Raw genomic sequence first — 22,936 nt, 5'->3', positions numbered from 1 at the left:
ATATTAAAAAAGAGCTGTTTCCGCAGCTCTTTTTTAATGTTAATGAAGGAGGATAGAAATATGAATAAAATTGAATATGAATGGGTTAAAGAGACGAGAGAAATCGTCTTGAACTTTTGTAAAGAGCTTCACCCAGACGATCTCACAAGAAATATAGAGGGGTTCGGGTTCCAAAGCATACGTGACACCCTGATTCATGCGGCAGACTGCTATCATGCCTGGCTCGGGTCCTATGTTTTATTGCTTACAAAAACACCGCTGACACCAAAAGAAAACATTTCCAAGGTGAGTTTGAAAGAGATCAAACAGAGATTTGTACTGGCTGATGCCTATGTTGATGAAGTTTTGAAAAGGCAAGAGAAGCAAATGAACGATCCCATCATACGCAGAATCCCTTGGCGGGAAAACGGAGACACGATTTCCATAACAGCGGCACAGCTGCTGCTCCATGTGGTAACCCATGAGTTTCATCATAAAGGCCAGATCATGGCGATGGCCAGACAGATGGGTTACGAACCAGCAAACACCGATGTGCTTGGAGTTGGAGATTAATAGGGTAAGCTGGAGCTTTCGAGTAAAATCGAATGCTCTTTTTTCTTGGGCACAGGTTGAACCGAAAATTTCACGTACCGTATTAAAAATAATAATAATTTTTAGAATCATCTAATGAATTTTTCCGTTCTAGGATTGACGTATAGAAAACTTATCGATATAATGTCAGAAAATATAACATTGAATTGTAAGGGGTATTTACATGTTAGTTCGCGATGAAGTCCATCAAAATATTAGCATTCATATTTCACCTGCAGAACTGTTAAAGATGCTGCAATTCATTAGAACGAAAAAACAACGAGAAATCGAGCATATTAAAAATAAGATAAATAAATACATCCAAAAGAAAAACGCCGAAGAAACCTTCTATCAATCACTATCCCCATTTCGAAAATTATTTACTGGCCGTTCACCAAGCCATCATCAAGCCGTTGAATACATTGCACATGTAAAAGAGCCGCTTCATCAAATAGACAAGATAAAACAAAGCATTTTTGAGCTGGATCATTCCATTCACGTCCTTAACGAAGAAACATCAAGAAATGAAATTACCTTATCTGGTGAGATGATCAGAGAAATCAATATGTACAGGAAAATGGGGAATGCCACATGACCATTCACACACTTAATACTGGAGTCGATACCATATGGGTTGTTTTGACTGCAGCTATGATTATTCTCATGGAGGGCGGTTTTGCTTTATTAGAAGCGGGTTTTGTAAGACATAAGAATAATGTCAATATCATTATGAAGGTATTTGCAGATATAACAATCGGTACCCTTTGCTTTTATCTCATCGGGTTTGGCTTAATGTATGGAAAAGATTTCTTGGGATTGATCGGTACGAATGGTTTCTTGATACAAGGCGACCTATCACATTTGAAATTTTTAATTTCCATAGATACCTTTTGGCTATTCCAGGCTGCTTTTGTTATTGCCGTCATTTCCATCGTATCTGGCGCTGTAGCTGAGCGAATTAATTTTCGTGCCTATATCCTTTATGCCGTCATCATGACCATTTTTATTTACCCGGTTGCAGGACATTGGGTATGGGGCGGAGGATGGCTAGGAAAACTCGGAATGCAGGATTTTGCCGGTTCCGCAGTAATTCATGCACTGGGTGGATTTTCTGCTTTGGCAGCAGCTATATTTATCGGTCCTCGAAAAGGGAAATTCACTCCTCAAGGAGTAAGTACCGTCTCCCTGCCGAGTAATCTTCCTTTAGCATCTGTAGGTGCCTTCTTACTTTGGTTTGGGTGGTTTGGTTTTAATGCAGGAAGTACATTAAGTGCCACTGACGCAAGAATTGGCCATATCGCCATTGTAACAATGCTGTCTGCAGCCTCAGGCGGTGCCGCGACCATGCTTTATACACTATTTCGTTATAAGCGCTCGGATGCGCCTTCGGTCATTAATGGATCATTAGCCGGTTTGGTCGGCATCACAGCAGGGTGCGCTTTTGTCAGTGATCCCTTCGCTATCCTTATTGGAGCGGTATCCGGGTTATTGATGCTGTTCGCCACGTACTGGTTAGAGGTAAAAAGAATCGATGATCCCGTAGGCGCGTTTCCCGTCCATGCCGTTTCTGGCATATGGGGAACCCTGGCAGTAGGATTATTTGCTGCTGATAAAGGACTGATCACGACTGGGAGCTGGCATTTGTTAGGCGTTCAGCTTTTAGGACTTCTTGTCTTGTGCGTTTGGGGTTTTGTTCTAACATGGGTCGGCCTGAAATTCATTCAATTATGGATACCTGTTCGTTCAACTGAAGAAGAGGAAACGGTTGGATTAGATATTAGTTACCATGGTATGGTAGCTGCTTTTCAAGAGCAGGAGTTCATCAGGTACGAAAGTGATTATCTTCATCAAAATGAGAATGATTGATGATAAAAAAGCTGAATTTTCTTGACATTTTTGAATATAATACTGCATAATAATTCTTAAAAATTAATGAGTGCGTTAATAGGGGCCAGTAAATCTGTAACTAGGCGAAAGAGAGTGGAATTCATCAGGCTGAAAGATTCCACCGTACTAAAATGATTGAACCTACCCCTTGAGCTGTTAGGCGAATAACCTAACCGTTTCCCGCGTTATGGGAGTTAAGAGAGCTTCATTGTTTATAATGATGCTAATAAAGGTGGTACCGCGGATAATAGACTCTTTCCGTCCTTTTCGAAGGATGGGAAGGGTCTTTTTTAATGAATCGGAAGGAGCGGTGGATGCATGAGCAAGAAACGGATTGTAGTTAAAATAGGAAGCAGTTCACTCACAAACAAGAACGGAGGGCTAAGCAAGAGTAAACTTACCGAACATGTCACCGCAATCGCAGAATTAAGAAAAAGGGGTCATGAAGTGATTTTGATTTCCTCTGGAGCGGTGTCAGCCGGGTTTACCGATTTAGGGTATCCCACTCGTCCGGTGACAACCGCAGGCAAACAAGCCGCCGCTGCTGTGGGACAGGGTTTGCTGATTCAAGCCTACAGTGAAGGATTCAAAAAGCATGGGATCATAGTGGCCCAACTCCTCTTAACCCGAAGTGATTTTTATAAAAAAGCGCAGTACAGCAACGCCTATGCCACGTTATCCGAACTGTTGAAACGGTCCGTATTGCCAATCATCAACGAGAACGATTCCGTCGCAATCGATGAATTGACCTTTGGAGACAATGATATGCTCTCTGCCCTTGTAAGCGGCCTCGTACATGCGGATTTTTTGATGATATTAACGGATATCAATGGACTGTATGATCAAGATCCGCGAACCGTTCCAACAGCGCATCGATATGATTTTCTATCCGAGATCACAGATGACCATATCCAGATGACGAACATGGCATCAGCATCTAAATTTGGTACAGGAGGCATGAAATCAAAACTCCTGGCTGCAAGAACCGCTCTGTCTTTAGGGGTAAACCTCTTTGTGGGTACAGGATCAAACAAGGAAAAACTGCTTGATATTTTAGATGAGAATGGGGACGGAACGTATATCGGTAACTCCCCTGCAACCGCATTAAAAACACAAAAACAATGGATGGCTTTTCATTCTCCCATCAGCGGAGTGATAGAAATTGACGAAGGAGCAGCAACGGCCATCCAGCATGAAGGAAAAAGTTTGCTTCCTGCAGGAATCCTCGATATCAAAGGCGTTTTTTCTTCCGGCGATGTTGTAGAGATCATCAATTCCGCTCAGGAGGTCATTGGTAAAGGCCAAGTTCAATACTCTTCTGAAGACTTACAAATGGTTAAAGGATTAACAAGTCAGGAAGCGATGGAAAAGACAAATAATATGCATCCTGAAGTTGTTCATCGCAACAGATGGTTGTCCATGATAAAGGAGAGAATGGTATGAGTGAATTAATAACCAAAGCGAAAAAAGCAAAAAGAGCGGTCACTGATCTCATCACGAAGAGTATTTCACAAAAAAATCAGGCGTTACAGTTTATTGCGGACCAGTTGATCCAAGACACACCTTATATCTTGCAGGAAAATAAAAGAGATATCGAGCATGCCCAGGCTGCCGGTTTACACGATTCCTTAGTTGACCGTCTGATACTTAATGAACAAAGGATTAAAGACATGGCCGAAGCACTCGAACAACTAACCTTTTTACCGGATCCAACAGGAAACGTGCTGGAAACATTGAAACGTCCCAATGGACTCATGATTGAAAAGGTAACTGTACCTCTAGGAGTCATCGGGATGATTTATGAAGCAAGGCCCAATGTAACAGTCGATGCCTCCAGTCTTTGCTTAAAGACGGGAAACGCAGTCCTGCTTAGAGGGAGTTCATCCGCTATCCATTCAAACAAAGCGTTAGTCTCTGTTATCCATAAGGCACTGGAGAAAAGTGACCTCCCAACGGATTCTGTTCAATTAATCGAAGATACGAGCCGCGACACAGCGGCACAGTTGTTTAAACTGAATGAGTATCTTGATGTTTTGATTCCCCGGGGCGGCAAGGCATTAATCCAAGCGGTCGTGGAGCATGCTTCTGTCCCTGTTCTAGAAACAGGTGCAGGAAACTGCCACGTGTTTATCGATGAAAGTGCAGATCCACAAATGGCGATCGACATTGTTCTCAACGCCAAAACACAGCGCCCTTCGGTTTGCAATTCAATAGAAACGGTGCTTGTGGATGAAGCCTGGGCAAAAGAACACATCAAGGAGCTGGTGGAAATCCTCATTGAGAGAGGGGTCGAGCTGCGAGTGGACCAGAACATTCACGAGCTCTTTCCATCTCTGTTCCTTGCGACTGAGGAAGACTGGCAAACCGAATACTTAAATTATATTTTAGCGATAAAAACCGTTCGAGGCACAACGGAAGCCATTGAGCATATCAACCAATACGGTTCCAAGCATTCCGAAGCCATTATCACAGAATCCGAAGAGAACGTAAGATTCTTTTTTCAATTGGTTGATGCTGCTGCTCTTTATCATAACGCCTCAACCAGATTCACGGATGGTTTCGAATTCGGATTTGGCGCTGAGATCGGCATCAGTACACAAAAGCTTCACGCACGGGGGCCTATGGGGTTACCCGCCTTAACCTCAAGTAAATATATCATTAAAGGAAAGGGACAAATACGAGAGTAAGAGGAACACAAAATTCTTCGGTTGTTGTTCTTTGGCTTTCCAAGGGTATAATAAGGTATACACCATAAGGAGGTACATGTTGTTATGAATGTGATTAGACATACACTTGAAAAGCTGCAGGATCCTACCAATATCCTCGAGGGGAACCGATACGAATTTATCATACATATTGAAGTAGAAGAAGATGATGAATTGTATATGGAAAATGGCGTATATATTAAACTGATTTATGCTGAGCTGCCTCAAGAGTCCCGAATTGTTCAATACCACGTATACGAAGAAATCACAAACAATCCTTTAGATTTTGAATTAGAAGATGATGAATTGGCAGAACTTAAAGATTTCTGCCGAAGCCAAGTCCAGTAAAACGATGAAAAACATATAAGAACAGGTCCAGTTCATCATACTGGAAATTCGTTCAAAGTATCCTGGAAAAGACCTGGGATACTTTTTTTCAAGTGCAGCCGAGAAATAAACATTTTATTGTATATTTCATACTAAAGAAGATTTTAAAAGATCCAAAGCAAGAAATTAGAACCAGGCGTTTACTATGTCCATTAGTATGAGAATGATCAGAAAATTAAATTTTATAAAAATGATTGTCAGATTTTAAAACTGCTTTTTACTCTATCGCGTTAACCTAAATATGTGAGGGGGGGCACAAGTGTCTGAGTTACTCATTGTCGATAATGATAAACAAAGCCGCAAGGAAGTCCGCTTGTTAATAACAGAAAGCAAATACAGCTTCCTATCTATCTATGAATCGAGCACGGCTAACCGGGGGATGCTGCTTCTGAAACAAAGTAAGCCAAGTGCACTGATGATTGATCTTTCTTTGCCCGACATGGATGGTATGGCCTTTGGCAAAACAGCCCTTCAACTGTATCCTGATCTCCCCATCATCGTGATTACCCAGTTAAAGATGTTTGAACTTGTTCAGTCATCTATTAATGCTGGATTTTTAGGGTATCTATTGAAACCGCTTTCTAAAAATGAATTGATTGAAACGCTGGACAGAGTTCTGATCCCGGTCCTTGGAAAAAGTGTGAACCGTGTGATGAAAACAGGTGAAGATTATTTCACAGCAGACCTAAAAAATCCGATCGGGAGCGCTATCCAATATATGCAACTCTATTACAGTGAGCCGCTAACCCTAAAGGGTCTCGCGGACAAAGTTTATTTGAGCCCCTCTTATTTCAGCAAAATGTTTAAAGAAGATACTGGAATGACCTTTGTTGAATACCTGTCTTTTGTCAGAGTACAAAAGGCAAAAGCACTATTGCGAATGTCTTCACTGCCTATCGAAGTCATCGCCAATAATTCTGGGTTTGCTAATTCAGGATACTTTGCCACCACATTTAAAAAGCAGCTGGGAATTACACCGAGCGAATACCGTGAGCAATTTCATTTAGAAGCAGAACCGGGATTCACTATATCAGCAGGAGGTGCTTAAATGCTTCCTATCTATCGCGAAATGAATCGATGTGCTGAAAATGGCATTCGGGGAGTTCTCGGTACGATTATTCGTACTGAAGGGTCGACCTATCAAAAGGAAGGCAGCAAATGTTTTTGGGCAGAAGACGGAAAGCTGACAGGCTTATTGAGCGGAGGATGTGTGGAAGGCGATTTGGTGGAACACGCCCGGGAAGTTCTGGATCACTCTTCCTGCAAAACGCTGGCCTATGATTTTCGAGACAAAGGCGATGATCTTTGGGGGCTTGGCCTTGGCTGCAACGGATCGATCGATATTCTTTTGGAACCGTTTGACCCCGTAAAGCTTAGAGAAAACACAGAACGCACTCTAGAACTCTATGAAAACGCCCTTATCCATGAAACCATCTTGACGACAATCATCGAAGCAGAAACTCCCTCTTTAAAAGGGAAAAAGTGGGTGGTAGCACCTAATACGGATCACGTGAAATCAGGGCTTGACACAGTTGCTTATGAGAATGAAAAGGTCCTCGTTTTTACAGAAAAAATCACACCTTCCCCGAGGTTGACGTTATTCGGAGCAGGGCCTGATGCAGTACCACTCGTGAACGGTGCGAAGCAATTGGATTGGCACATCACCATCATTGATCACCGTCCGTCTTTTGTGAACACACAGAATTTTCCCCAGGCGGATCAACTGCTATGCGTTCCAAAAGGAAAATGGCCAGATCCAGAAATAGGAAACCATTCTTTTGTGGTGATCATGACTCATCATTTTGATCAGGACCTTCTGTTGCTTGAGCACATCCTTGAAACAGATGCTGCGTATATTGGAGTCCTTGGACCAAACAAACGAACGTACGAGCTGATGGACAGTCTTGGCAAGAAGTTTCATGAGGACCGGCTCTCCAGGCTTTATAGTCCAATAGGGCTTGACATTGGAGCAAAAACACCTGAAGAAATCGCACTCAGTATCCTTGCTGAAATGGTAATGGTACATCGAGGGAAGGGGAGCGGACAATCCCTTCAGGTTATGAAAAAGACAAGTTTTACAAAGTACCTGCAAACGAAAGTAGGTGAACTGGCATTTTAGCTGAAAAGAGGGAAACGTGGGCAATCATATTGGGAGCCGGCAGCTCTGAGCGGATGGGTACGCCTAAAATGATGCTGCGCCATCAAGGGAGAACACTGATACAGCATGTGATAGAAGCGGCAGTAAACTCCGACGTCGATGGTGTTGCAGTCGTGATTAACCCAGATGTGGATGGTCTACTCGCCGAGGCGACGATGGCAGGAGTAAATAAAATTTTTTTGAATTATCAATCAAACCAAGGGTTATCAGCTTCTGTAAAATCAGGCCTTTATGTTTTGCCTGCTGAGGCGGAAGCGGCCATTTTTCTGTTAGGAGATCAGCCCCTGATTTCCTCCCGGGAGATCAACCTGCTGTTGGAAGAATCCCATGCTGACCACAGTCATTCTGTGTATCAATCCTCTTATTTTGGCAAAAGAGGACACCCTGTCCTGTTTCACCGGAAAATGTTTAACAGGCTGCTAGAAATCAAAGGTGACAAAGGCGGACGGGATTTAGTGAAAAAGTATACGGATGAAGTAAAGATCGTTGAAATGGGAAGAAACTATCCTTTTGATATTGATACAATGGCAGACTTTAAAAAGCTTTTGAGAAGGGAGGTCTCTTAAATGGACAAGGTTATTGGGAAAGCGGTCACGAGGGTAGAGGACATGAGACTTTTAACCGGACAGGGCAAATATATCGATGACATCGGTACACCCTCTCAGACGTTTCAGGCCGCCATTTTAAGGAGTTCGAGTCCGCATGCAAAAATTGTGTCGATTGATACGGCTGAGGCTGAGAAAATGGCAGGAGTAAAAGCAGTGATTACCGGTGAACAGGTGAAAGAGTATCTCGAGCCATTTAGTGTAGGTGTCAGCGCTCCGGTGCAATACTATCCCATTGCTATCGATAAAGTCAGGTATGTTGGTGAGCCTGTGGCGGTCGTGATTGCGAAAAGCCGCTATATTGCAGAGGATGCAATGGAACTTATTAAAGTAAAATACGAAACCCTTCCTCCTGTTGTTGACATTGAAGGATCTCTGGAGAAGGATGCACCAGTCCTTCATGAAAATGTAGGCTCCAACATAGCCAATCACCGTACGTTTAATTACGGTGAAGTGGATCAGGCGTTTGAAGAAGCGGATGCCATCATTAAACATAAATATCTTTTTCCGAAATATACGGCGACGCCTGTGGAGACCTACGGTATTATCGCTCATTATGAATCAAGTGAAAAACAATATACAGTTCACGCTAACTTTCACGGACCTTTTGTTATTCAGGCCATTATGGCTCAAGCGCTGAAAATTCCAAGCAACAAGCTGAGAATCATTGTTCCAAAAGATATCGGCGGAAGCTATGGAATAAAAGCTGGAACATTTCCGTATATGGTTCTACTGTCCGTAGCGAGCCGAATTGCCGGTTGTCCGGTAAAGTGGATTGAAGATCGGCAGGAGCATTTGTCGGCAAGCTCCAGTGGAACGGACAGGGTCACTTACATTGAAGCAGCGGTGAAAAAGGATGGAAAAGTTACCGGTTTACGAATGAAAATGATTGACAATGTCGGTGCCTACATCCGGGCTCCGGAACCCGCCTGTTTGTATCGTACGCATGCCAATTCAACAGGTGCCTATGATATTCCGAATCTTCATATTGATGCGTACGCGATCATGACCAACAAGCTTCCAACCGGTTTAATCAGAGGCTATGGCGGCCAGGAGCTGTATTTTCCGCTGGAGCGGATCATGCAGAAGATTGCGTTCGAGCTGAATTTAGATCCAGCTGATGTGATACGCAGGAATCTTATTCAAAAGGATCAGTTTCCTTACAAGACGGCTTCGGGAGGTCTATATGACAGCGGCGATTATATCAAGGGGTTCGAGCTTGCGCTGGAGACCGGAAAATATGAGGAGTTCCGCAAAAAACAAGAGGAAGCAAGAAAGGACGGAAAAATATTCGGTGTCGGACTTGCCTGTATCGTAGAGCCGTCTGGTTCCAATATGGGGTATATCACCGTTGCTTTAACTCCTGAAGAACGTGCGAAATCACTGCCGAAATCAGGATGTTCAGAAGCAGCGACCGTTTCCATGGATCCGATGGGAAGCGTTAACGTTAGGATCAGTACGACTCCCTCAGGCCAGGGGCATGAGACCGTGGCAGCACAGATTGTTTCGGAGGTTTTAAGCATACCATCGGACAAAATCAAGGTTGTCGCAGAGCTGGATACTTCCACAAGCGCATGGTCCATTGCATCCGGCAGCTATTCCAGCCGCTTTGCCTCATTAGGATCAAGTGCTGTGTTTTATGCAGCGAACAAGGTAAAGGAAAAGTTGATGAAGATTGCTTCTCACCAGCTGAATGTGGATGAGAGTGAGCTTGAGCTAAGGGATGGTGCTTTTTATGTAAAGAGCGACCCTGCAAAAAAATATGCGCTGAAGAGGGCGGCAGGGTCCGCACACTGGAATCCCTTATCCCTTCCGGAGGGAATGGAGCCTGGAATCTATGAAACTTACTACTATTCTATCAAAGCGGCTGAGCCCCCTGATGAGAATGACCTCATCAACTCATCAGTAACCTACGGTTTTGTGGCCGATTTAGTAACGGTTGAAATTGACCCTGAAACAGGGGAGATAAACATTCTGGACTATATCACGATCCATGATGCCGGGAAACTACTCAATCCTCTTATCGTGGATGGACAGATATTTGGCGGACTTGCACACGGCTTGGGAGGAGCGCTCTTTGAAGAGCTCGTGTATGACAATAAAGGACAGCTGCTTACTGGTTCGTTTATGGACTATTTGTGTCCGACGGCTCCTGAAATTCCAAACGTCACGATCAAGCATATTGAAACGCCATCACCTATGACTCCACTCGGAGCTAAAGGACTTGGAGAAGGTAACACAATGAGTGCTCCAGTTGCAGTCGCCAATGCAGTCAGTGATGCCCTTTCTCCGTATAATGTGGCGATTGATACCCTGCCGCTTAGTCCCAACCGAATATGGACTTTGCTGAATGAAGCGAAAGAAAATAATCATAAAGAGGTGACCATCTGATGGAAGGCAAAGGAAAGCTTGTTTTAGATGCAGGAGTGGAGAGAGCGTATGAAGTACTTCTCGATCCCAGTGTTCTTGAAAAATGTATTATGGGCTGCAAAAAACTCGTACTGGTGGAGGACAACAAGTATCAGGCCGAGCTGTCTATTGGAATCGCGGCAATAAAAGGGAACTATTCTTCTATGATCGAAATTCTTGATTTGCAGGAGCCAAACCACTATAAGCTAGCTGTGAAGGGGGAAGGATCTCCTGGAACGGTTGAAGCAGTTGGGGTTGTGGACCTGACCCCGGATGGTGAAAGTTCCACTCTATTAAACTACTCCTATGAGGCTGAAGTAGGAGGAAAGGTAGCGATGGTAGGGCAGCGGATGCTGGGTGGAGTAGCGAAGATGGTCATACAGGATTTTTTCAAAAAACTGGGCAAGGAATTAAAACGAATTGAACAAAGCGCTTAACGAAAGGGGCCGTGCTGATTATGAAACCGGCAAAATTTGATTACTATCGACCTAAAGATGTTTCAGAAGCCCTTTCTTTGCTGGAATCCAGCGGTTTTGACGGCAAGATCATAGCGGGAGGACAGAGTCTCGTTCCCATCATGAACATGAGACTGGCCACCCCTCAGTGTTTAATTGACATTAACAGCTTGCATGATTTGAATTTTATCGATAGCGATGATCAAACATTAAAAATCGGGACGATGACACGGCAAAATACGGTGGAAACCTCTGAACTCGTGAAAAGCCAATGCGGATTGGTAACGGAAGCGGTCGCACATATTGGACACCTTCAAACGAGAAACCGGGGAACGATAGGTGGCAGCATCGTCCATGCAGATCCGAGTGCAGAGCTTCCCCTCGTTTTGATGGCGCTCAATGGCACACTTCACATTTCTTCAGAGGAAGAAACGAGAACTGTAAAAGCGGAGGACTTCTTCCTTACGTTTCTAACGACAGACATGATGCCAAATGAAATGCTTACTGAAATTCATCTGCCCATATGGAAGGGACGAGTGGGCTCTTCTTTTCAGGAAGTCGCGAGGCGCCATGGTGACTTTGCACTCGTAGCTGCCGCCTGTCAGCTTGAACTTGACGCGCATGACAAAATTTCGGATATCCGGCTGGCGCTTGGCGGGGTCGAGGCTATACCGTTATTGATCGAGGATGCAAAGGAACTTCTTGAGGGCGAAAAGATAACGGACCAAGCCGTACAAAAAATAGCCGAGCTCGTGGGCAGTAGTGTAGAGCCTGAATCGGACCTGCATGCGTCGGCCACGTACCGTACACAATTAGCGAAGGTCTTAACGGCCCGAGTTTTGTATCAAGCATACGAGAGAGCAAAGGGGTGAGCAGCATGTCCTTAACTGAAGTAAATGTAACGATCAACGGCAAGTCGTATTCAGAGTGGGTAGAACCAAGGATGCTGTTGAGTGATTTTATACGTGAAACGTGTGGACTGACGGGGACTCATGTAGGCTGCGAGCATGGTGTTTGCGGGGCCTGTACGGTCAACATGGACGGTTTGGCGGTAAGGTCTTGCTTGATTTTTGCGGTACAGGCGGATAACTGCGAAATAACAACCGTCGAGGGTCTTGCCTGCAGCGGAGAGCTGACAGCGCTTCAAAAAAATTTCATAGAATGCCATGGTCTGCAATGTGGTTTTTGCACCGCTGGCATCTTAATGTCCATCACTGATTTTTTGGAAAAGAACCCGCAGCCATCGGTTAAAGAAATCAAAGAAACCCTTTCAGGACATTTGTGCCGGTGCACAGGCTATGAAGGGATAGTGAAGGCTGTAGAGAAAACGGTTCAAGACAACAATAAAGAAGTCTTGCAAAGGAGTTGAATCCATGAACCTCGGAACGTTGCTGGAATTTGCAGTTGAGCGCTTCCCGAACAAGGATGCTATCGTTCAGCAAGATCAGCGTTTATCCTATGCGAGGCTGAACAGCCAGGTTGATAGGCTGGCAGCCTCCCTTCAGCGCATCGGAATAAAACAACAGGATCGTGTGATGGTTTTGTTAAAAAACCGTAGCGAAAATGTGATTCTCTATTGGGCGCTGCAGAAAATGGGTGCGATTTATACACCGATAAACTTCAGGCTTTCAGCAAAGGAAGTAGAGTATTGCTTTAACGATGCGGAAGCGACCGCAATCGTGTATGAGGATGCCAGCCAGGCGGCGGTGTTAAAAGCAAGGTTTAATGAAAGGCCAGTCTATATTGGGCTCGAGGGTGTACAAGGGGCTGATATTTATTTTTCCGAGCTGATTGAACGGAGTCCTGGGACGTATGACAGACCAGTCATATCGGATGAAGATATCGCCCTAATGCTCTATACTTCGGGAACTACCGGAAAACCAAAGGGTGTTCCAAGAAGCCATAAAAATGAGTACTCTGCAGCGCTTGCCCATATTATACAAAATCATTATACAGAAGGGGAAAGCACGCTCGGAACGATGCCTCTCTACCACACCATGGGAATGAGGTCGCTGCTTTCGATAACCTTCTTAAATGGGAAGCTTGTCATACTTCCTGATTTTGACGCGAAGGATGCGCTGGAATTGCTCACGAAGGAAGCTGTTACCTGTTTGTATCTTGTGCCAACTTTGTACCATGACATATTAAAACATCCGACTTTTAGTGATTATGATCTTTCGGCCCTTAAAAAAATTGGATATGCCGGGGCTTCGATGACCTCTTCCCTTACAGAGAAATGTATTGAGCAGCTGAAGCCTGAGGTGTTCGTAAATCACTACGGAAGTACTGAGGTGTACACCTTTACCATCAATTCAAATGTCTTCGAAAAGCCATGTTGTGCAGGCAAACCAGGGTTTCATCAAAACATCAGGCTGGTTAGAGCAGACCCGGACGGACATTCAACCTGCGAAGAGATCGTAGGAAAAGATGAAATCGGTGAGATCATTGTCAATTTGCAATCAGTTGAAGCGTTCAAGGGATATTGGAACCGGCCAGATGCGACCCAAAAAGCAATTCGTGACGGCTGGTATTTTACAGGAGATCTTGGTGTGCTGGATGAAGACGGCGATCTGCATGTCGTCGGCAGAGTGGACGACATGATCATCTCAGGCGGCGAAAACATCCACCCTCTGGAAGTCGAAGACGTCATCTCCGAGCATGAGAATGTAATCGAAGTCGCCATCGTCGGAGAAGAAGACGATAGATGGGGACAGATTGTATCAGCGTTCGTCGTTCCCTCCAGCCATACTGTCTCGATTCAAGAGCTGGACGAGTTCTGCAAAAACCATCCGCAGCTCTCCAACTACAAAAGGCCGCGAAAGTATGTATTTGTTAAGGAAATTCCGAAAAGTCCTGTCGGAAAAGTGTTGAGGCGGAAATTGCGGGATGGGGAATTTGAATTGTTCAAAACAGAAAAAGTAGTTTAATTTCTTAAAATCGAAAGGGGAAATCAAAATGACAACCACTACTCAATATGATCACATCCGTGTAGAAAAGAACAGGGAAACACAGACAGCGACCATTTTATTCGACCGCCCGGAAAAAATGAATTACATCAGTATGCTCGCCAGGAAACAATTTGCTGAGATCTTTGAAGAATTGAACGATGACGAAGGCGTACGTGTCATCATTGTAAAGGGTGAAGGCGACAAGTGTTTTAGTGCTGGCGGAAGTATTCCTCAGTTCATGGAAACTCATCCTGAAGAATTGTCCCGTTTAAGAGTGAACGTTGCCGCACCTGAGCGTTCCCCGAAGCCCGTCATCGCACAGCTTCAAGGATATACATTTGGGGTAGGCTTTGAGATTGCCATGGCGTGTGATTTCAGAATCGCTGCTGACGACACCCTCCTCGGGTTGCCGGAAATGAATTTGGGCATGATTCCCGGAAGCGGAGGGACGCAGCGTGTGGCACGGGCTGTAGGCCTTACAAGAGCAAAGGATATGATCATGAGGGCAAGAAGGATACCTGCTGAAGAGGCGTACCAATGGGGATTGATTACTAAGGTTGTGGCGAAAGAGGAGCTTGACAATGAAGTGGATCAACTGGCGGCTGAGCTCGTTCGGTTTTCACCACTTGCTCAGCGTGTTTGTAAGGAAGTATTGAATGCTGCTGAGGAAGGCCCGTTAAGCACCGGGTTAGAAATCGAGGGAAGAGCGTATGGCATGCTCAGATGCACCGATGACTTTAAAGAAGGTGTGGATGCATTTGTAGAGAAAAGAAAACCGAGTTTTACAGGAAAGTAAGTGAACAAGGTGCAAGTAATCCCGTGCCCCCACGGGATTACTATGCTTCTTCATGTACTTTCTATTTAATAGACTGAAAATTCAGTCTTCAAAAGGCTCATCCAAGCTAAGTCATGTTAAAAAACTTTAGTATTGGAGGAAAAAACATGTCAAGTGCACTACCTTCTGAGGTTGTTCAGAAGTCAGAACAGCCTAAAGTGAGTAACAGGCAAATGGTTTCTGCAACAGCAGCTTCCTTATTGGGCTGGTCCTTTGATTTATATGATCTTTTTATTCTTCTGTATGTTACACCAACGATTGGAAAGCTATTTTTTCCTACAACTAATCCAACACTGTCCCTGGCAGCCGTTTACGCTTCTTTCGCCGTCACGCTTCTCATGCGGCCGCTTGGATCCGCCATATTCGGATCGTATGCCGACAAGCATGGCAGAAAGAATGCCATGACGGTGGCGATCATCGGTGTTGGTATTAGTACAGCAATTTTTGGTTTACTCCCTACAGTACCGCAAATCGGTTTTTTTGCGGCCCTCCTGTTTTTATTGCTGCGGCTCGTCCAGGGAGTCTTTGTGGGAGGGGTGGTCGCCTCCACCCATACCATTGGAACAGAATCGGCGGCTCCTAAATGGAGAGGATTAATGTCTGGCCTTATCGGCGGTGGAGGCGCTGGACTTGGTGCATTGTTTGCTTCCATTACTTTTACAATCGTTTCAGCTCTGTTTCCCGGTGAAGCCTTTGATAGCTGGGGCTGGAGGGTGATGTTCTTTACAGGTATTTTAGGAGCCGTTGCCGGCCTTTTTGTGTTTCGGACGCTGGAGGAATCTCCGTTATGGGCCGAAATGAAAACGAAAAAAGACTCAAAACAAAATATCGACGAACAAAAACCGGTTAAATCGCTGTTTACGACATACTCCCGTGTACTTCTGGTGAATTTAATGATCGTCATCGGTGGCGGTTCGGGATATTATCTCACTGCCGGGTTTATTCCAACTTTCCTGAATGTTGTGAATAAAGTATCCACTACAACGTTGTCCGGTGTGCTTATTGCGGCCAGCATAGCTACCATCATATCTGCACTGATTGCCGGCCATCTGAGTGAAATCTTTGGCAGAAAAAAGGTATTCCTTGTCATCGGTGTATTGAATGTGATCGGATTGCCTTATTTTTATCTATCGCTGGCTAATGCAGCGTCGGTTTCTTCCATCTACTTTTATGTCGTATGCCTTGTGGTATTAGGAAATGCGGCATATGCACCCGTCTTGATTTTTTTAAACGAGCGCTTTCCGACTTCCATCCGGTCGACAGGCACTGGCCTTTCATGGAATATGGGCTTCGCCGTCGGTGGAATGATGCCTACCTTTGTTACCCTGGTGAGTGGCTCCGTTGAAAACATTCCCCATACTTTAATGTATTTTGCGATTGTGATCTATCTGGTTTACATCATCGGAAGCGTTATCATTCCAGAAACGAGAGGCAGACTCCACTAGCAGAAACCAAGACTTTGGAAACGAAGGGAGCTTTAATTGATGTCAACTATCATTCATAAAAAGATACCCACTTATTATAATTTTGCAGGCGGAGAATGGTCAGAATCGACTTCTAAGGAGCTGATAGAATCGTTTAATCCGGCGACCGGAGAACTGGTCAGCTATTCGCAAAAATCGAATATACAAGATGTATCCCAGATTATAGAATCTGTACAGCATTCCTTCCTGACAAGTGATTGGTCAATGAATCCTAAGCGCCGTTATGAAGCGTTGCATTCGTTGGCCGAAAAAATGACAGAAAAGCTGGAGCACCTTGCTCTCATCCTCACGATGGATCAGGGAAAGACCATTCGCGAGTCGCGGATCGAGCTGTCAGGCTGTATTGATACACTGAAGTATTTTGCAGGAGCCGCACGTTCTGTCTTTGGCCGTTCCATGCAGCTTGAACCCGATAATTTTGGTGTCGTTGTAAAAGAGCCGGTTGGCGTGGTGGGAATCATATCACCTTGGAACTGGCCCGCGTTGCTCATGATTCGTGAACTCGCACCTGCTCTTGCTGCCGGTAATGGAGTCCTCGTCAAGCCAGCAAGCCTTACTCCTTCAATATCCGTAGAGATCTTTAAGCTCATTGCTGAAATTCCTCATTTTCCAAAAGGGATCGTCAGCATCGTGACCGGTCCAGGAAAGTCCATTGGAGCAGCCATGGCAGCCAGTGACAAGATCGACATGATCAGCTTTACGGGGGACACCTCTACTGGCAAGTCCATCATTGAAATGGGAGCAGGAAATGTCAAAAAAGTAGCACTCGAACTTGGCGGGAAATCTCCGAACGTCGTCTTTGAGGATGCAAATCTTGATAAAGCTGTTCCGGTCATCGGCCGTTCCATTTTTATTTCCGCAGGCCAAATCTGCATGGCCGGTTCCAGGGTGGTCATTCATGAATCCATTATAGACGAAGTGGTCAAACGTCTAAAAGAATATGCCGAGCAGCTGCGGGTGGAAAACGGGCTTCTGGAAACGGCTGATATGGGGCCGTTGGTCTCACAAAGCCAATTGGACCTTGTTGAAGAGTATTGTGAAATCGGCCGGAAAGAAGGAAGAATCATTACTGGCGGCTACCGAAAGACAGGCGAAACATATGATCAGGGCTTTTATTTCACTCCTACCATCATTGATGGGCTCATGGCCGGCAGCCGCGTGGTCAAAGAAGAAATTTTCGGGCCTGTTCTCGCTGTTCAGACATTCTCAACGGAAAAAGAAGCGCTTCACATTGCGAATGACAGTGATTTTGGTTTGTCCGCCGGTGTATGGACATCGGATCTCAACCGAGCGGTACGGATGTCCAAAGGGATCAAAGCGGGAACCGTCTGGATCAATACGTACAACAAAAACTTTCCTGAAACAGAATTTGGGGGTTACAAGCAGAGCGGTTTAGGAAGGACAAGGGGAGTGGATGGCCTGATGGAATATTGCGAGACGAAGCATGTGCATATTGAAATGGACCCTTGTGAGGGGGCTCCTCTATGAACATGAGTTCTATAGTAAAACAGACAAGGCAGGACTTCTCCTTTCATTTGCCTACGCGGATAGAGTTCGGGTATGGAAAATCCTCCCGCCTTGCGGAGAACCTCGTAAATCTTGGTGTGAACAGGGTTTTTATCGTCAGTGATAAAGGGGTGGAATCCGCCGGATTATTGAGCGGAATCATTTCATCGCTGCAAGATTCAAAGATTGTCAGTGAGCTCTATCTAGAGGTAGAGCCTGATCCGAGTCTTGAAACGATTGATCGTGGAGCCGAGTATTTTCTATCTGGGCACTATGATTGTCTCGTTGCAGTAGGAGGCGGAAGTGTCATAGACACTGCAAAAGGGATTAGGATTGTAGCAAGCCAGGGCGGCAGCATCCGCGATTATGCAGGAGTCGATAAGATCGTAAGCTCCTCAGCTATTCCGCTGCTTACGATACCAACCACATCCGGGACAGGGAGTGAGGTGACTATCTTCGGTGTTTACTCAGACTGGAAGAACAATGTGAAAGTGACCGTCACCAGCCAGCATATGGCTCCGACTCTTACTATTGTTGATCCTGAACTGACCATGGGGTTACCAGAAAATATGACAGCAGCCTCCGGAATTGATGCCCTGGCCCATGGAATCGAAACCTACTTTTCCTTACGGTCGTGCCCTGCATCCGATGCACTGGCCACTGAAGCGATTACCACTGTCGGTTCACACCTTAGACAGGCTGTTGTGGACGGAAAAGATAAGGAAGCACGAATTGGAATGTCGCACGGAAGCTTACTGGCAGGGATGGCGTTTAACAACAGCTTCCTTGGGCTTGCCCACGCCATTGGAAGTGCTCTTTCCGGTCATTGCCATGTTCCTCACGGAATAGCCATCGGCTTGCTCCTCCCCCGCGTCGTTGAGTTCAATGCTCAGGTGTGCCCACTTAAAGCGGCTAAGATTGCGCAGTTGTTGGGGGTTGAGGGAGAAGACGAAACACAGTTGGCCGGTCAGGCGGCTAAAGCAGTGGCTTTCCTGGTGCGGGAAATTGGACTGCCTACCCGGTTGAAGGAATTAAACGTCCCTGAGGACAGGCTCGCTGCAATTGCAAGGGACTCTTTTCAAAGCGGGATGATGAGGTTTAATCCCCGGCAGCCAGCAGAGGCTGACGTTCTGGATCTGTTAAAGCGGGTTTACTAGAATTCACAAACAAAACGGAGGCGGTTTTTTAATGAGCGATGATTTGATTCTTAGTTTGGAAAAAAGTACAGACGAGGTAGCCTGGAATTTATACCGGAAAGCGATACGGTTTGGAACGTGGGATCCTGCTGAGATCGATTTAACCCATGACAGAGATGATTTTGAAGCACTTGATCAAGACCTGAAAAATTATCTCATTCACTTTTGCACCGGATTTCTTGATGCAGAAGAGAATGTTGCCTTAAAATTTTGTCCCTGGATCATGCTTGGGGCATCCACCCAGCAACAAGCCTTCCTCAGTACTCAGTTGTTGGAGGAATTCAAGCATACCGAATTTTTCCTTCGGTACTTTGAAGAGGTACTCGGCATCAAACGTATACATGGAGTGCAAAATCTCGTTCAGCAAAAGCTGGATGAGCGGGGCAAAATGATGCTCAATGCACTGGAAGGCAGTATAGAGGAACGCGAAGCCGCCCTCGTTGAAGGATTGACTCACTACCAGGGAATCATTGAAGGTGTACAAGCGATGGCGGGGTACGATGTATTTGAGGAGGTTTATGGAAGTAAAGGCCTCCTGCCCGGGTTGAAAGAAGGCTTCAAACGTATAAAAGAGGATGAAGGCCGCCACGTCGGCTTTGGGCTTCGCATGTTAAAGCTGCTGGCAAGAAATGAAAAGCATGCCAATAGAATACGAGAGATTTATAGTGAATATCTTCCCTACATTTTGATTCGCTACGATCAGCCGGTAGTGGTTAACGGACGTGAGGTTCCAACCCCGGTGGAGGTGAACGGCCGGCAGCGGGTGACGAAGCTTTTTGAAAGGCGCCTGAAGGACATATTCGGAGTGCCATCCATGAGTTAAATAAGGAGGGAATCGCTTGGTGACAGCCAGTGCCATAATCATAGGAATGGTCATTTTGTATGTGCTAGCCACTGCTTTTCTTGGACTATATACGAAGAAATTCTCAAAAAGCTCGGACAAATACATGACAGGAGGAAAAGCTTTCGGCCCTTTTATTATCGGGGTCTTGATGATGTCTGAATTCATAGGCACAGGCTCTACGATCGGTACCGCGCAAACCGCTTTTTCTCAAGGAATCTCGGCTTCCTGGAACTTAATCACACTCGCGTTTGCTTTTGCTTTGTTTGCCTACACACTGGCAAAAAAGTTCCATGAGCGTGGAGAGTATACCATTTCTGGGGCTATATCGAAAACTTACGGAAATGGTGCGAGAACGATTACCTCAGTCATTATGATTTATGCCCTAAGCGTGGTCAACGTATCAATGTACGCGGGAGGGGCGGCGACCTTATCTGGGATTATTCACGTCCCCCATGCGATGGCAGCAATTGTGGTTGGGGTAGTCACAGTTGTTTACGTTACCTTGGGCGGAATGTTTGCGGTTGCTTATACCAACCTTATTCATGCGTTTTTTAAATATTTGGGATTAATTCTGGCAGTCTCGTTCGGTTTAACTGCAGCAGGCGGTTTTTCAGGTCTGTCGCTGCAGCTAAAGCCAGCGATGTTTGACTGGACAGGCATTTCATGGCCAACCATTATTGCATGGACCATCGCCAACATTGGCTCTATTTTTTCTACTCAATACATCATTCAGGCGGTTTGCTCGACCAATGATGATGCCAAAGCAAAAAAAGCAAGTATTTACGCAGGGCTGTTCGTAATTCCTGTAGGAATCATGGCCGCTCTCATTGGGATGACAGCCTCTATATTGTTTCCGAATATCGTTTCTTCCGAGGCTTTTCCGATGTTGACTACCCTTATGAACCCTTTCCTTGCGGGTCTTGTGATCTCCGGATTAATCGCCGCGGTTTTTGGAACAGTGGCCGCCTCAACAATTGGAGCAGCTGCCCTATTGTTAAAAGACTTTTATACTCCGCTCTTTAATAAAGAAGGATCAGACAAAAAATCACTCAGGTTTTCAAGAGTGGCGACCATTGTGATGGGTCTTTTACCTATTCCGTTCGCCATTTTTACCCCGGAAATACTAAACACGATCTTTTTTGCCAGGGCACTCCGTACAACCATCGCCGTTATCGTGGTTTTGATGTTTTATTTTCCCCGTTTCAGCAGCGGAATAGGGGCTGCCCTTGGAATGATATTCGCTGTAATTACAACAACATTTTGGTTTCTTGCAGGAAACCCGTTCGGTATCGATAACATTTATATCGCTGCTGTTGCACCTCTTATCGTAATGGGAATCGATCATTTTTGGCGAAAAAACAAAACTGTGGTTCATGAGGAAGGTTCAAATGAAAATAACGGCCACCAATACAAGGTGCAATAGAGATAAGGGGGAAAGGTGTAATGAAGGCAAGAACATTTCGTACATGGCTAGCTCACCTTGAATCGAAAGGGAGGCTGGTGGCCATCGATAAAAAAGTGAGTCTGGAGTATGAGATCGCTGCTGTCGCAAAGAAACTGGACGGCAAAAAAGCGGTATATTTTTCAAATGTTGAGAACTATGGGATGCCTGTCGTTTCGGGGATATGTTCTACAAGAGATGACTTTGCTGAAGCATTGGAAACAGACCAATATGGAATCATTCCAAAATTCACTGAAGCGGTAACTTCACCAAAAGCATGCAGAAAAGTGAGCAACCAAGATGCCCCGGTAAAGGAAAATATCATCACCGAGAACATTGATTTGCTTAAGACCTTTCCCATTCCCGTCCACCATGAGATGGATTCTGGAAATTACATTACCGCAGGCCTGTTCATTACCCGTGATCCTGTGACCCGAAAGCAAAATGTATCCATTCATCGCCTGCAGATTTCTGGAAAGGATAAACTGGGAGTACTTTTGCTGCCGAGGCACACCTTTCATTTGTACAAACAGGCAGAGGAGGAAGGTAGGGCGCTCGAATGTGCCATAGTTGTAGGAGTGGATCCTGTGACACTTCTTGCTTCACAGGCGAGTACCCCATTCGGGATAGATGAGCTGGAAATCGCCAGTGCTCTGCGATCGGAACCACTTGAGACCGTTCGTTGTGAAACGGTGGACATTGATGTGCCTGCCTATGCGGAGATCGTTTTAGAAGGTAAAATCCTCCCTCATATTCGGGAGTCGGAAGGACCGTTTGGGGAGTTCCCTAAATATTACGGCCCGCGGAGTGACAAGGAAATTGTTCAGCTAACCGCCGTGTCACACCGAAAAGACCCGATCTTTTATACGATTATCCCGGCTGGATACGAGCATCTCCTGCTCGGGGGCATTCCACGTGAGGCTAGCCTCATTCAAAGTGTCCGCCAGACTGTGCCTTCTGCCGTTGCGGTTCACATGAGTCCAGGCGGGACATGCCGTTATCATGCGGTCGTATCCATAAAAAAGCGAAACAAAGGTGAAGCTAAGAATGCCATCCTCGCTGCCTTCGCAAACAGTTTTGATATAAAGCACGTGGTTGTCGTCGATGAAGAGGTAGATATATTTAACATGGAGGAAGTAGAATGGGCAATCGCTACGCGTTTCCAGGTGGACAAGGATTTAGTGGTAGTAGAGGGGGCGCAAGGCTCAAAACTCGATCCGTCCACAAATGACGGGTTCGGTTCGAAAACGGGATTTGACTGTACAGTTCCACTTAACAGTGAACCGATGCGTTATAAACGAATTTCCATTCCGGGATACGCAAATATGGACATCCAGGAGTACCTAAACGAAACATCATCAGGGGTAAACCCAGAGCATCTTGAGCATGGCAACAGGATTATGCATCGTAAACTTTCAGGAAGGATTCCTTGACCAGCTTATCAATGACAGCTGGTCTTTTGTCTCTACCGTTACGTTTATAAGTCAACGGGAAGAGGAATGCTAA

At 45.4% G+C, this 22,936-nt stretch carries 21 protein-coding genes and 1 other annotated feature; all 21 genes read left to right on the top strand.

The features are described from left to right. Positions 1-60: 60 nt before the first annotated feature. The 21 genes from ABHN01_RS13085 (at position 61) to ABHN01_RS12985 (ending at position 22,863) form a co-directional block, all read left to right on the top strand. Positions 61-552 (top strand): DinB family protein, encoded by a 492-nt coding sequence (locus ABHN01_RS13085; RefSeq protein WP_429875901.1) that lies wholly within the window; start codon positions 61-63, stop codon positions 550-552. Positions 553-754: 202 nt separating this feature from the next. Next, positions 755-1,165 (top strand): hypothetical protein, encoded by a 411-nt coding sequence (locus ABHN01_RS13080; RefSeq protein WP_429875900.1) that lies wholly within the window; start codon positions 755-757, stop codon positions 1,163-1,165. Continuing rightward, on the top strand, positions 1,162-2,436 hold the full coding sequence (locus ABHN01_RS13075) for an ammonium transporter (protein WP_429875899.1): 1,275 nt from the start codon (positions 1,162-1,164) through the stop codon (positions 2,434-2,436). Before ABHN01_RS13080 ends, ABHN01_RS13075 begins: the two co-directional genes overlap by 4 nt. Before the next feature lie 66 nt (positions 2,437-2,502). Further along, positions 2,503-2,726 (top strand) — a binding site (T-box leader). Between the two features lie 49 nt (positions 2,727-2,775). Further along, positions 2,776-3,900: a glutamate 5-kinase gene (gene proB / locus ABHN01_RS13070; protein WP_429875898.1), complete on the top strand. Its 1,125-nt coding sequence runs from the start codon at positions 2,776-2,778 to the stop codon at positions 3,898-3,900. Then, on the top strand, positions 3,897-5,144 hold the full coding sequence (locus tag ABHN01_RS13065) for a glutamate-5-semialdehyde dehydrogenase (RefSeq protein WP_429875897.1): 1,248 nt from the start codon (positions 3,897-3,899) through the stop codon (positions 5,142-5,144). The genes proB and ABHN01_RS13065 overlap by 4 nt, the downstream gene beginning before the upstream one ends. Positions 5,145-5,228: 84 nt before the next feature. Beyond that, positions 5,229-5,510, top strand: coding sequence for a DUF6509 family protein (locus ABHN01_RS13060; protein ID WP_429875896.1), 282 nt, complete (start codon positions 5,229-5,231; stop codon positions 5,508-5,510). A 298-nt stretch (positions 5,511-5,808) separates the two neighbouring features. Next, positions 5,809-6,597 carry a response regulator transcription factor gene (locus tag ABHN01_RS13055; RefSeq protein WP_429875895.1) on the top strand — a complete coding sequence of 263 codons (789 nt, stop codon included), beginning with the start codon at positions 5,809-5,811 and terminating at the stop codon, positions 6,595-6,597. After that, positions 6,598-7,668, top strand: a complete 1,071-nt coding sequence (locus ABHN01_RS13050; RefSeq protein ID WP_429875894.1) for an XdhC family protein — start codon at positions 6,598-6,600, stop codon at positions 7,666-7,668. It begins immediately after the preceding gene. 29 nt (positions 7,669-7,697) lie between these two features. Continuing rightward, entirely contained in the window at positions 7,698-8,273 is a 576-nt protein-coding gene (locus tag ABHN01_RS13045) for a nucleotidyltransferase family protein (RefSeq protein WP_429875893.1), read from the top strand. After that, positions 8,274-10,703 carry a xanthine dehydrogenase family protein molybdopterin-binding subunit gene (locus ABHN01_RS13040; protein ID WP_429875892.1) on the top strand — a complete coding sequence of 810 codons (2,430 nt, stop codon included), beginning with the start codon at positions 8,274-8,276 and terminating at the stop codon, positions 10,701-10,703. Next, a complete protein-coding gene (locus ABHN01_RS13035; RefSeq protein ID WP_290399252.1) occupies positions 10,703-11,158 on the top strand; it encodes an SRPBCC family protein in 456 nt (151 codons plus the stop codon). The genes ABHN01_RS13040 and ABHN01_RS13035 overlap by 1 nt, the downstream gene beginning before the upstream one ends. Before the next feature lie 20 nt (positions 11,159-11,178). Continuing rightward, positions 11,179-12,048: an FAD binding domain-containing protein gene (locus ABHN01_RS13030; protein WP_429875891.1), complete on the top strand. Its 870-nt coding sequence runs from the start codon at positions 11,179-11,181 to the stop codon at positions 12,046-12,048. Between the two features lie 5 nt (positions 12,049-12,053). Further along, the gene (locus ABHN01_RS13025; RefSeq protein WP_429875890.1) at positions 12,054-12,545 is read left to right on the top strand and encodes a (2Fe-2S)-binding protein; all 492 of its coding nucleotides are present in this window, start codon (positions 12,054-12,056) and stop codon (positions 12,543-12,545) included. A 4-nt stretch (positions 12,546-12,549) separates the two neighbouring features. Then, positions 12,550-14,103, top strand: coding sequence for a class I adenylate-forming enzyme family protein (locus tag ABHN01_RS13020; RefSeq protein WP_429875889.1), 1,554 nt, complete (start codon positions 12,550-12,552; stop codon positions 14,101-14,103). A 28-nt stretch (positions 14,104-14,131) separates the two neighbouring features. Beyond that, positions 14,132-14,920, top strand: coding sequence for an enoyl-CoA hydratase/isomerase family protein (locus tag ABHN01_RS13015; RefSeq protein WP_429875888.1), 789 nt, complete (start codon positions 14,132-14,134; stop codon positions 14,918-14,920). Positions 14,921-15,066: 146 nt separating this feature from the next. Beyond that, positions 15,067-16,404, top strand: coding sequence for an MFS transporter (locus tag ABHN01_RS13010; RefSeq protein WP_429875887.1), 1,338 nt, complete (start codon positions 15,067-15,069; stop codon positions 16,402-16,404). A 39-nt stretch (positions 16,405-16,443) separates the two neighbouring features. Then, on the top strand, positions 16,444-17,931 hold the full coding sequence (locus tag ABHN01_RS13005) for an aldehyde dehydrogenase family protein (protein WP_429875886.1): 1,488 nt from the start codon (positions 16,444-16,446) through the stop codon (positions 17,929-17,931). After that, a complete protein-coding gene (locus tag ABHN01_RS13000) occupies positions 17,928-19,106 on the top strand; it encodes an iron-containing alcohol dehydrogenase (protein ID WP_429875885.1) in 1,179 nt (392 codons plus the stop codon). The genes ABHN01_RS13005 and ABHN01_RS13000 overlap by 4 nt, the downstream gene beginning before the upstream one ends. Before the next feature lie 31 nt (positions 19,107-19,137). Further along, positions 19,138-19,968: a R2-like ligand-binding oxidase gene (locus ABHN01_RS12995; protein WP_429875884.1), complete on the top strand. Its 831-nt coding sequence runs from the start codon at positions 19,138-19,140 to the stop codon at positions 19,966-19,968. A 19-nt stretch (positions 19,969-19,987) separates the two neighbouring features. After that, positions 19,988-21,412, top strand: a complete 1,425-nt coding sequence (locus tag ABHN01_RS12990) for a sodium:solute symporter family protein (protein ID WP_429876024.1) — start codon at positions 19,988-19,990, stop codon at positions 21,410-21,412. Positions 21,413-21,432: 20 nt separating this feature from the next. Next, positions 21,433-22,863: a UbiD family decarboxylase gene (locus tag ABHN01_RS12985; RefSeq protein WP_429875883.1), complete on the top strand. Its 1,431-nt coding sequence runs from the start codon at positions 21,433-21,435 to the stop codon at positions 22,861-22,863. Positions 22,864-22,936: the final 73 nt, after the last annotated feature.

The organism is Fictibacillus sp. NRS-1165 (assembly GCF_050468105.1).
Taxonomy (GTDB): domain Bacteria; phylum Bacillota; class Bacilli; order Bacillales; family Fictibacillaceae; genus Fictibacillus_C; species Fictibacillus_C terrinigri.
This window is presented reverse-complemented; position numbering and strand designations above follow the sequence as displayed.

Excerpts from the sequence above, each read along its gene's own strand:
- ABHN01_RS13060 (WP_429875896.1), top strand. The coding sequence starts at position 5,229 with ATGAATGTGATTAGACATACACTTGAAAAGCTGCAGGATCCTACCAAT.
- ABHN01_RS12995 (WP_429875884.1), top strand. The coding sequence starts at position 19,138 with ATGAGCGATGATTTGATTCTTAGTTTGGAAAAAAGTACAGACGAGGTA.
- ABHN01_RS13010 (WP_429875887.1), top strand. The coding sequence starts at position 15,067 with ATGTCAAGTGCACTACCTTCTGAGGTTGTTCAGAAGTCAGAACAGCCT.
- ABHN01_RS13050 (WP_429875894.1), top strand. The coding sequence starts at position 6,598 with ATGCTTCCTATCTATCGCGAAATGAATCGATGTGCTGAAAATGGCATT.
- ABHN01_RS13005 (WP_429875886.1), top strand. The coding sequence starts at position 16,444 with ATGTCAACTATCATTCATAAAAAGATACCCACTTATTATAATTTTGCA.
- proB (WP_429875898.1), top strand. The coding sequence starts at position 2,776 with ATGAGCAAGAAACGGATTGTAGTTAAAATAGGAAGCAGTTCACTCACA.
- ABHN01_RS12985 (WP_429875883.1), top strand. The coding sequence starts at position 21,433 with ATGAAGGCAAGAACATTTCGTACATGGCTAGCTCACCTTGAATCGAAA.
- ABHN01_RS13065 (WP_429875897.1), top strand. The coding sequence starts at position 3,897 with ATGAGTGAATTAATAACCAAAGCGAAAAAAGCAAAAAGAGCGGTCACT.
- ABHN01_RS13035 (WP_290399252.1), top strand. The coding sequence starts at position 10,703 with ATGGAAGGCAAAGGAAAGCTTGTTTTAGATGCAGGAGTGGAGAGAGCG.
- ABHN01_RS13000 (WP_429875885.1), top strand. The coding sequence starts at position 17,928 with ATGAACATGAGTTCTATAGTAAAACAGACAAGGCAGGACTTCTCCTTT.
- ABHN01_RS13080 (WP_429875900.1), top strand. The coding sequence starts at position 755 with ATGTTAGTTCGCGATGAAGTCCATCAAAATATTAGCATTCATATTTCA.
- ABHN01_RS13015 (WP_429875888.1), top strand. The coding sequence starts at position 14,132 with ATGACAACCACTACTCAATATGATCACATCCGTGTAGAAAAGAACAGG.
- ABHN01_RS13075 (WP_429875899.1), top strand. The coding sequence starts at position 1,162 with ATGACCATTCACACACTTAATACTGGAGTCGATACCATATGGGTTGTT.
- ABHN01_RS13085 (WP_429875901.1), top strand. The coding sequence starts at position 61 with ATGAATAAAATTGAATATGAATGGGTTAAAGAGACGAGAGAAATCGTC.
- ABHN01_RS13020 (WP_429875889.1), top strand. The coding sequence starts at position 12,550 with ATGAACCTCGGAACGTTGCTGGAATTTGCAGTTGAGCGCTTCCCGAAC.
- ABHN01_RS13040 (WP_429875892.1), top strand. The coding sequence starts at position 8,274 with ATGGACAAGGTTATTGGGAAAGCGGTCACGAGGGTAGAGGACATGAGA.
- ABHN01_RS13025 (WP_429875890.1), top strand. The coding sequence starts at position 12,054 with ATGTCCTTAACTGAAGTAAATGTAACGATCAACGGCAAGTCGTATTCA.
- ABHN01_RS13030 (WP_429875891.1), top strand. The coding sequence starts at position 11,179 with ATGAAACCGGCAAAATTTGATTACTATCGACCTAAAGATGTTTCAGAA.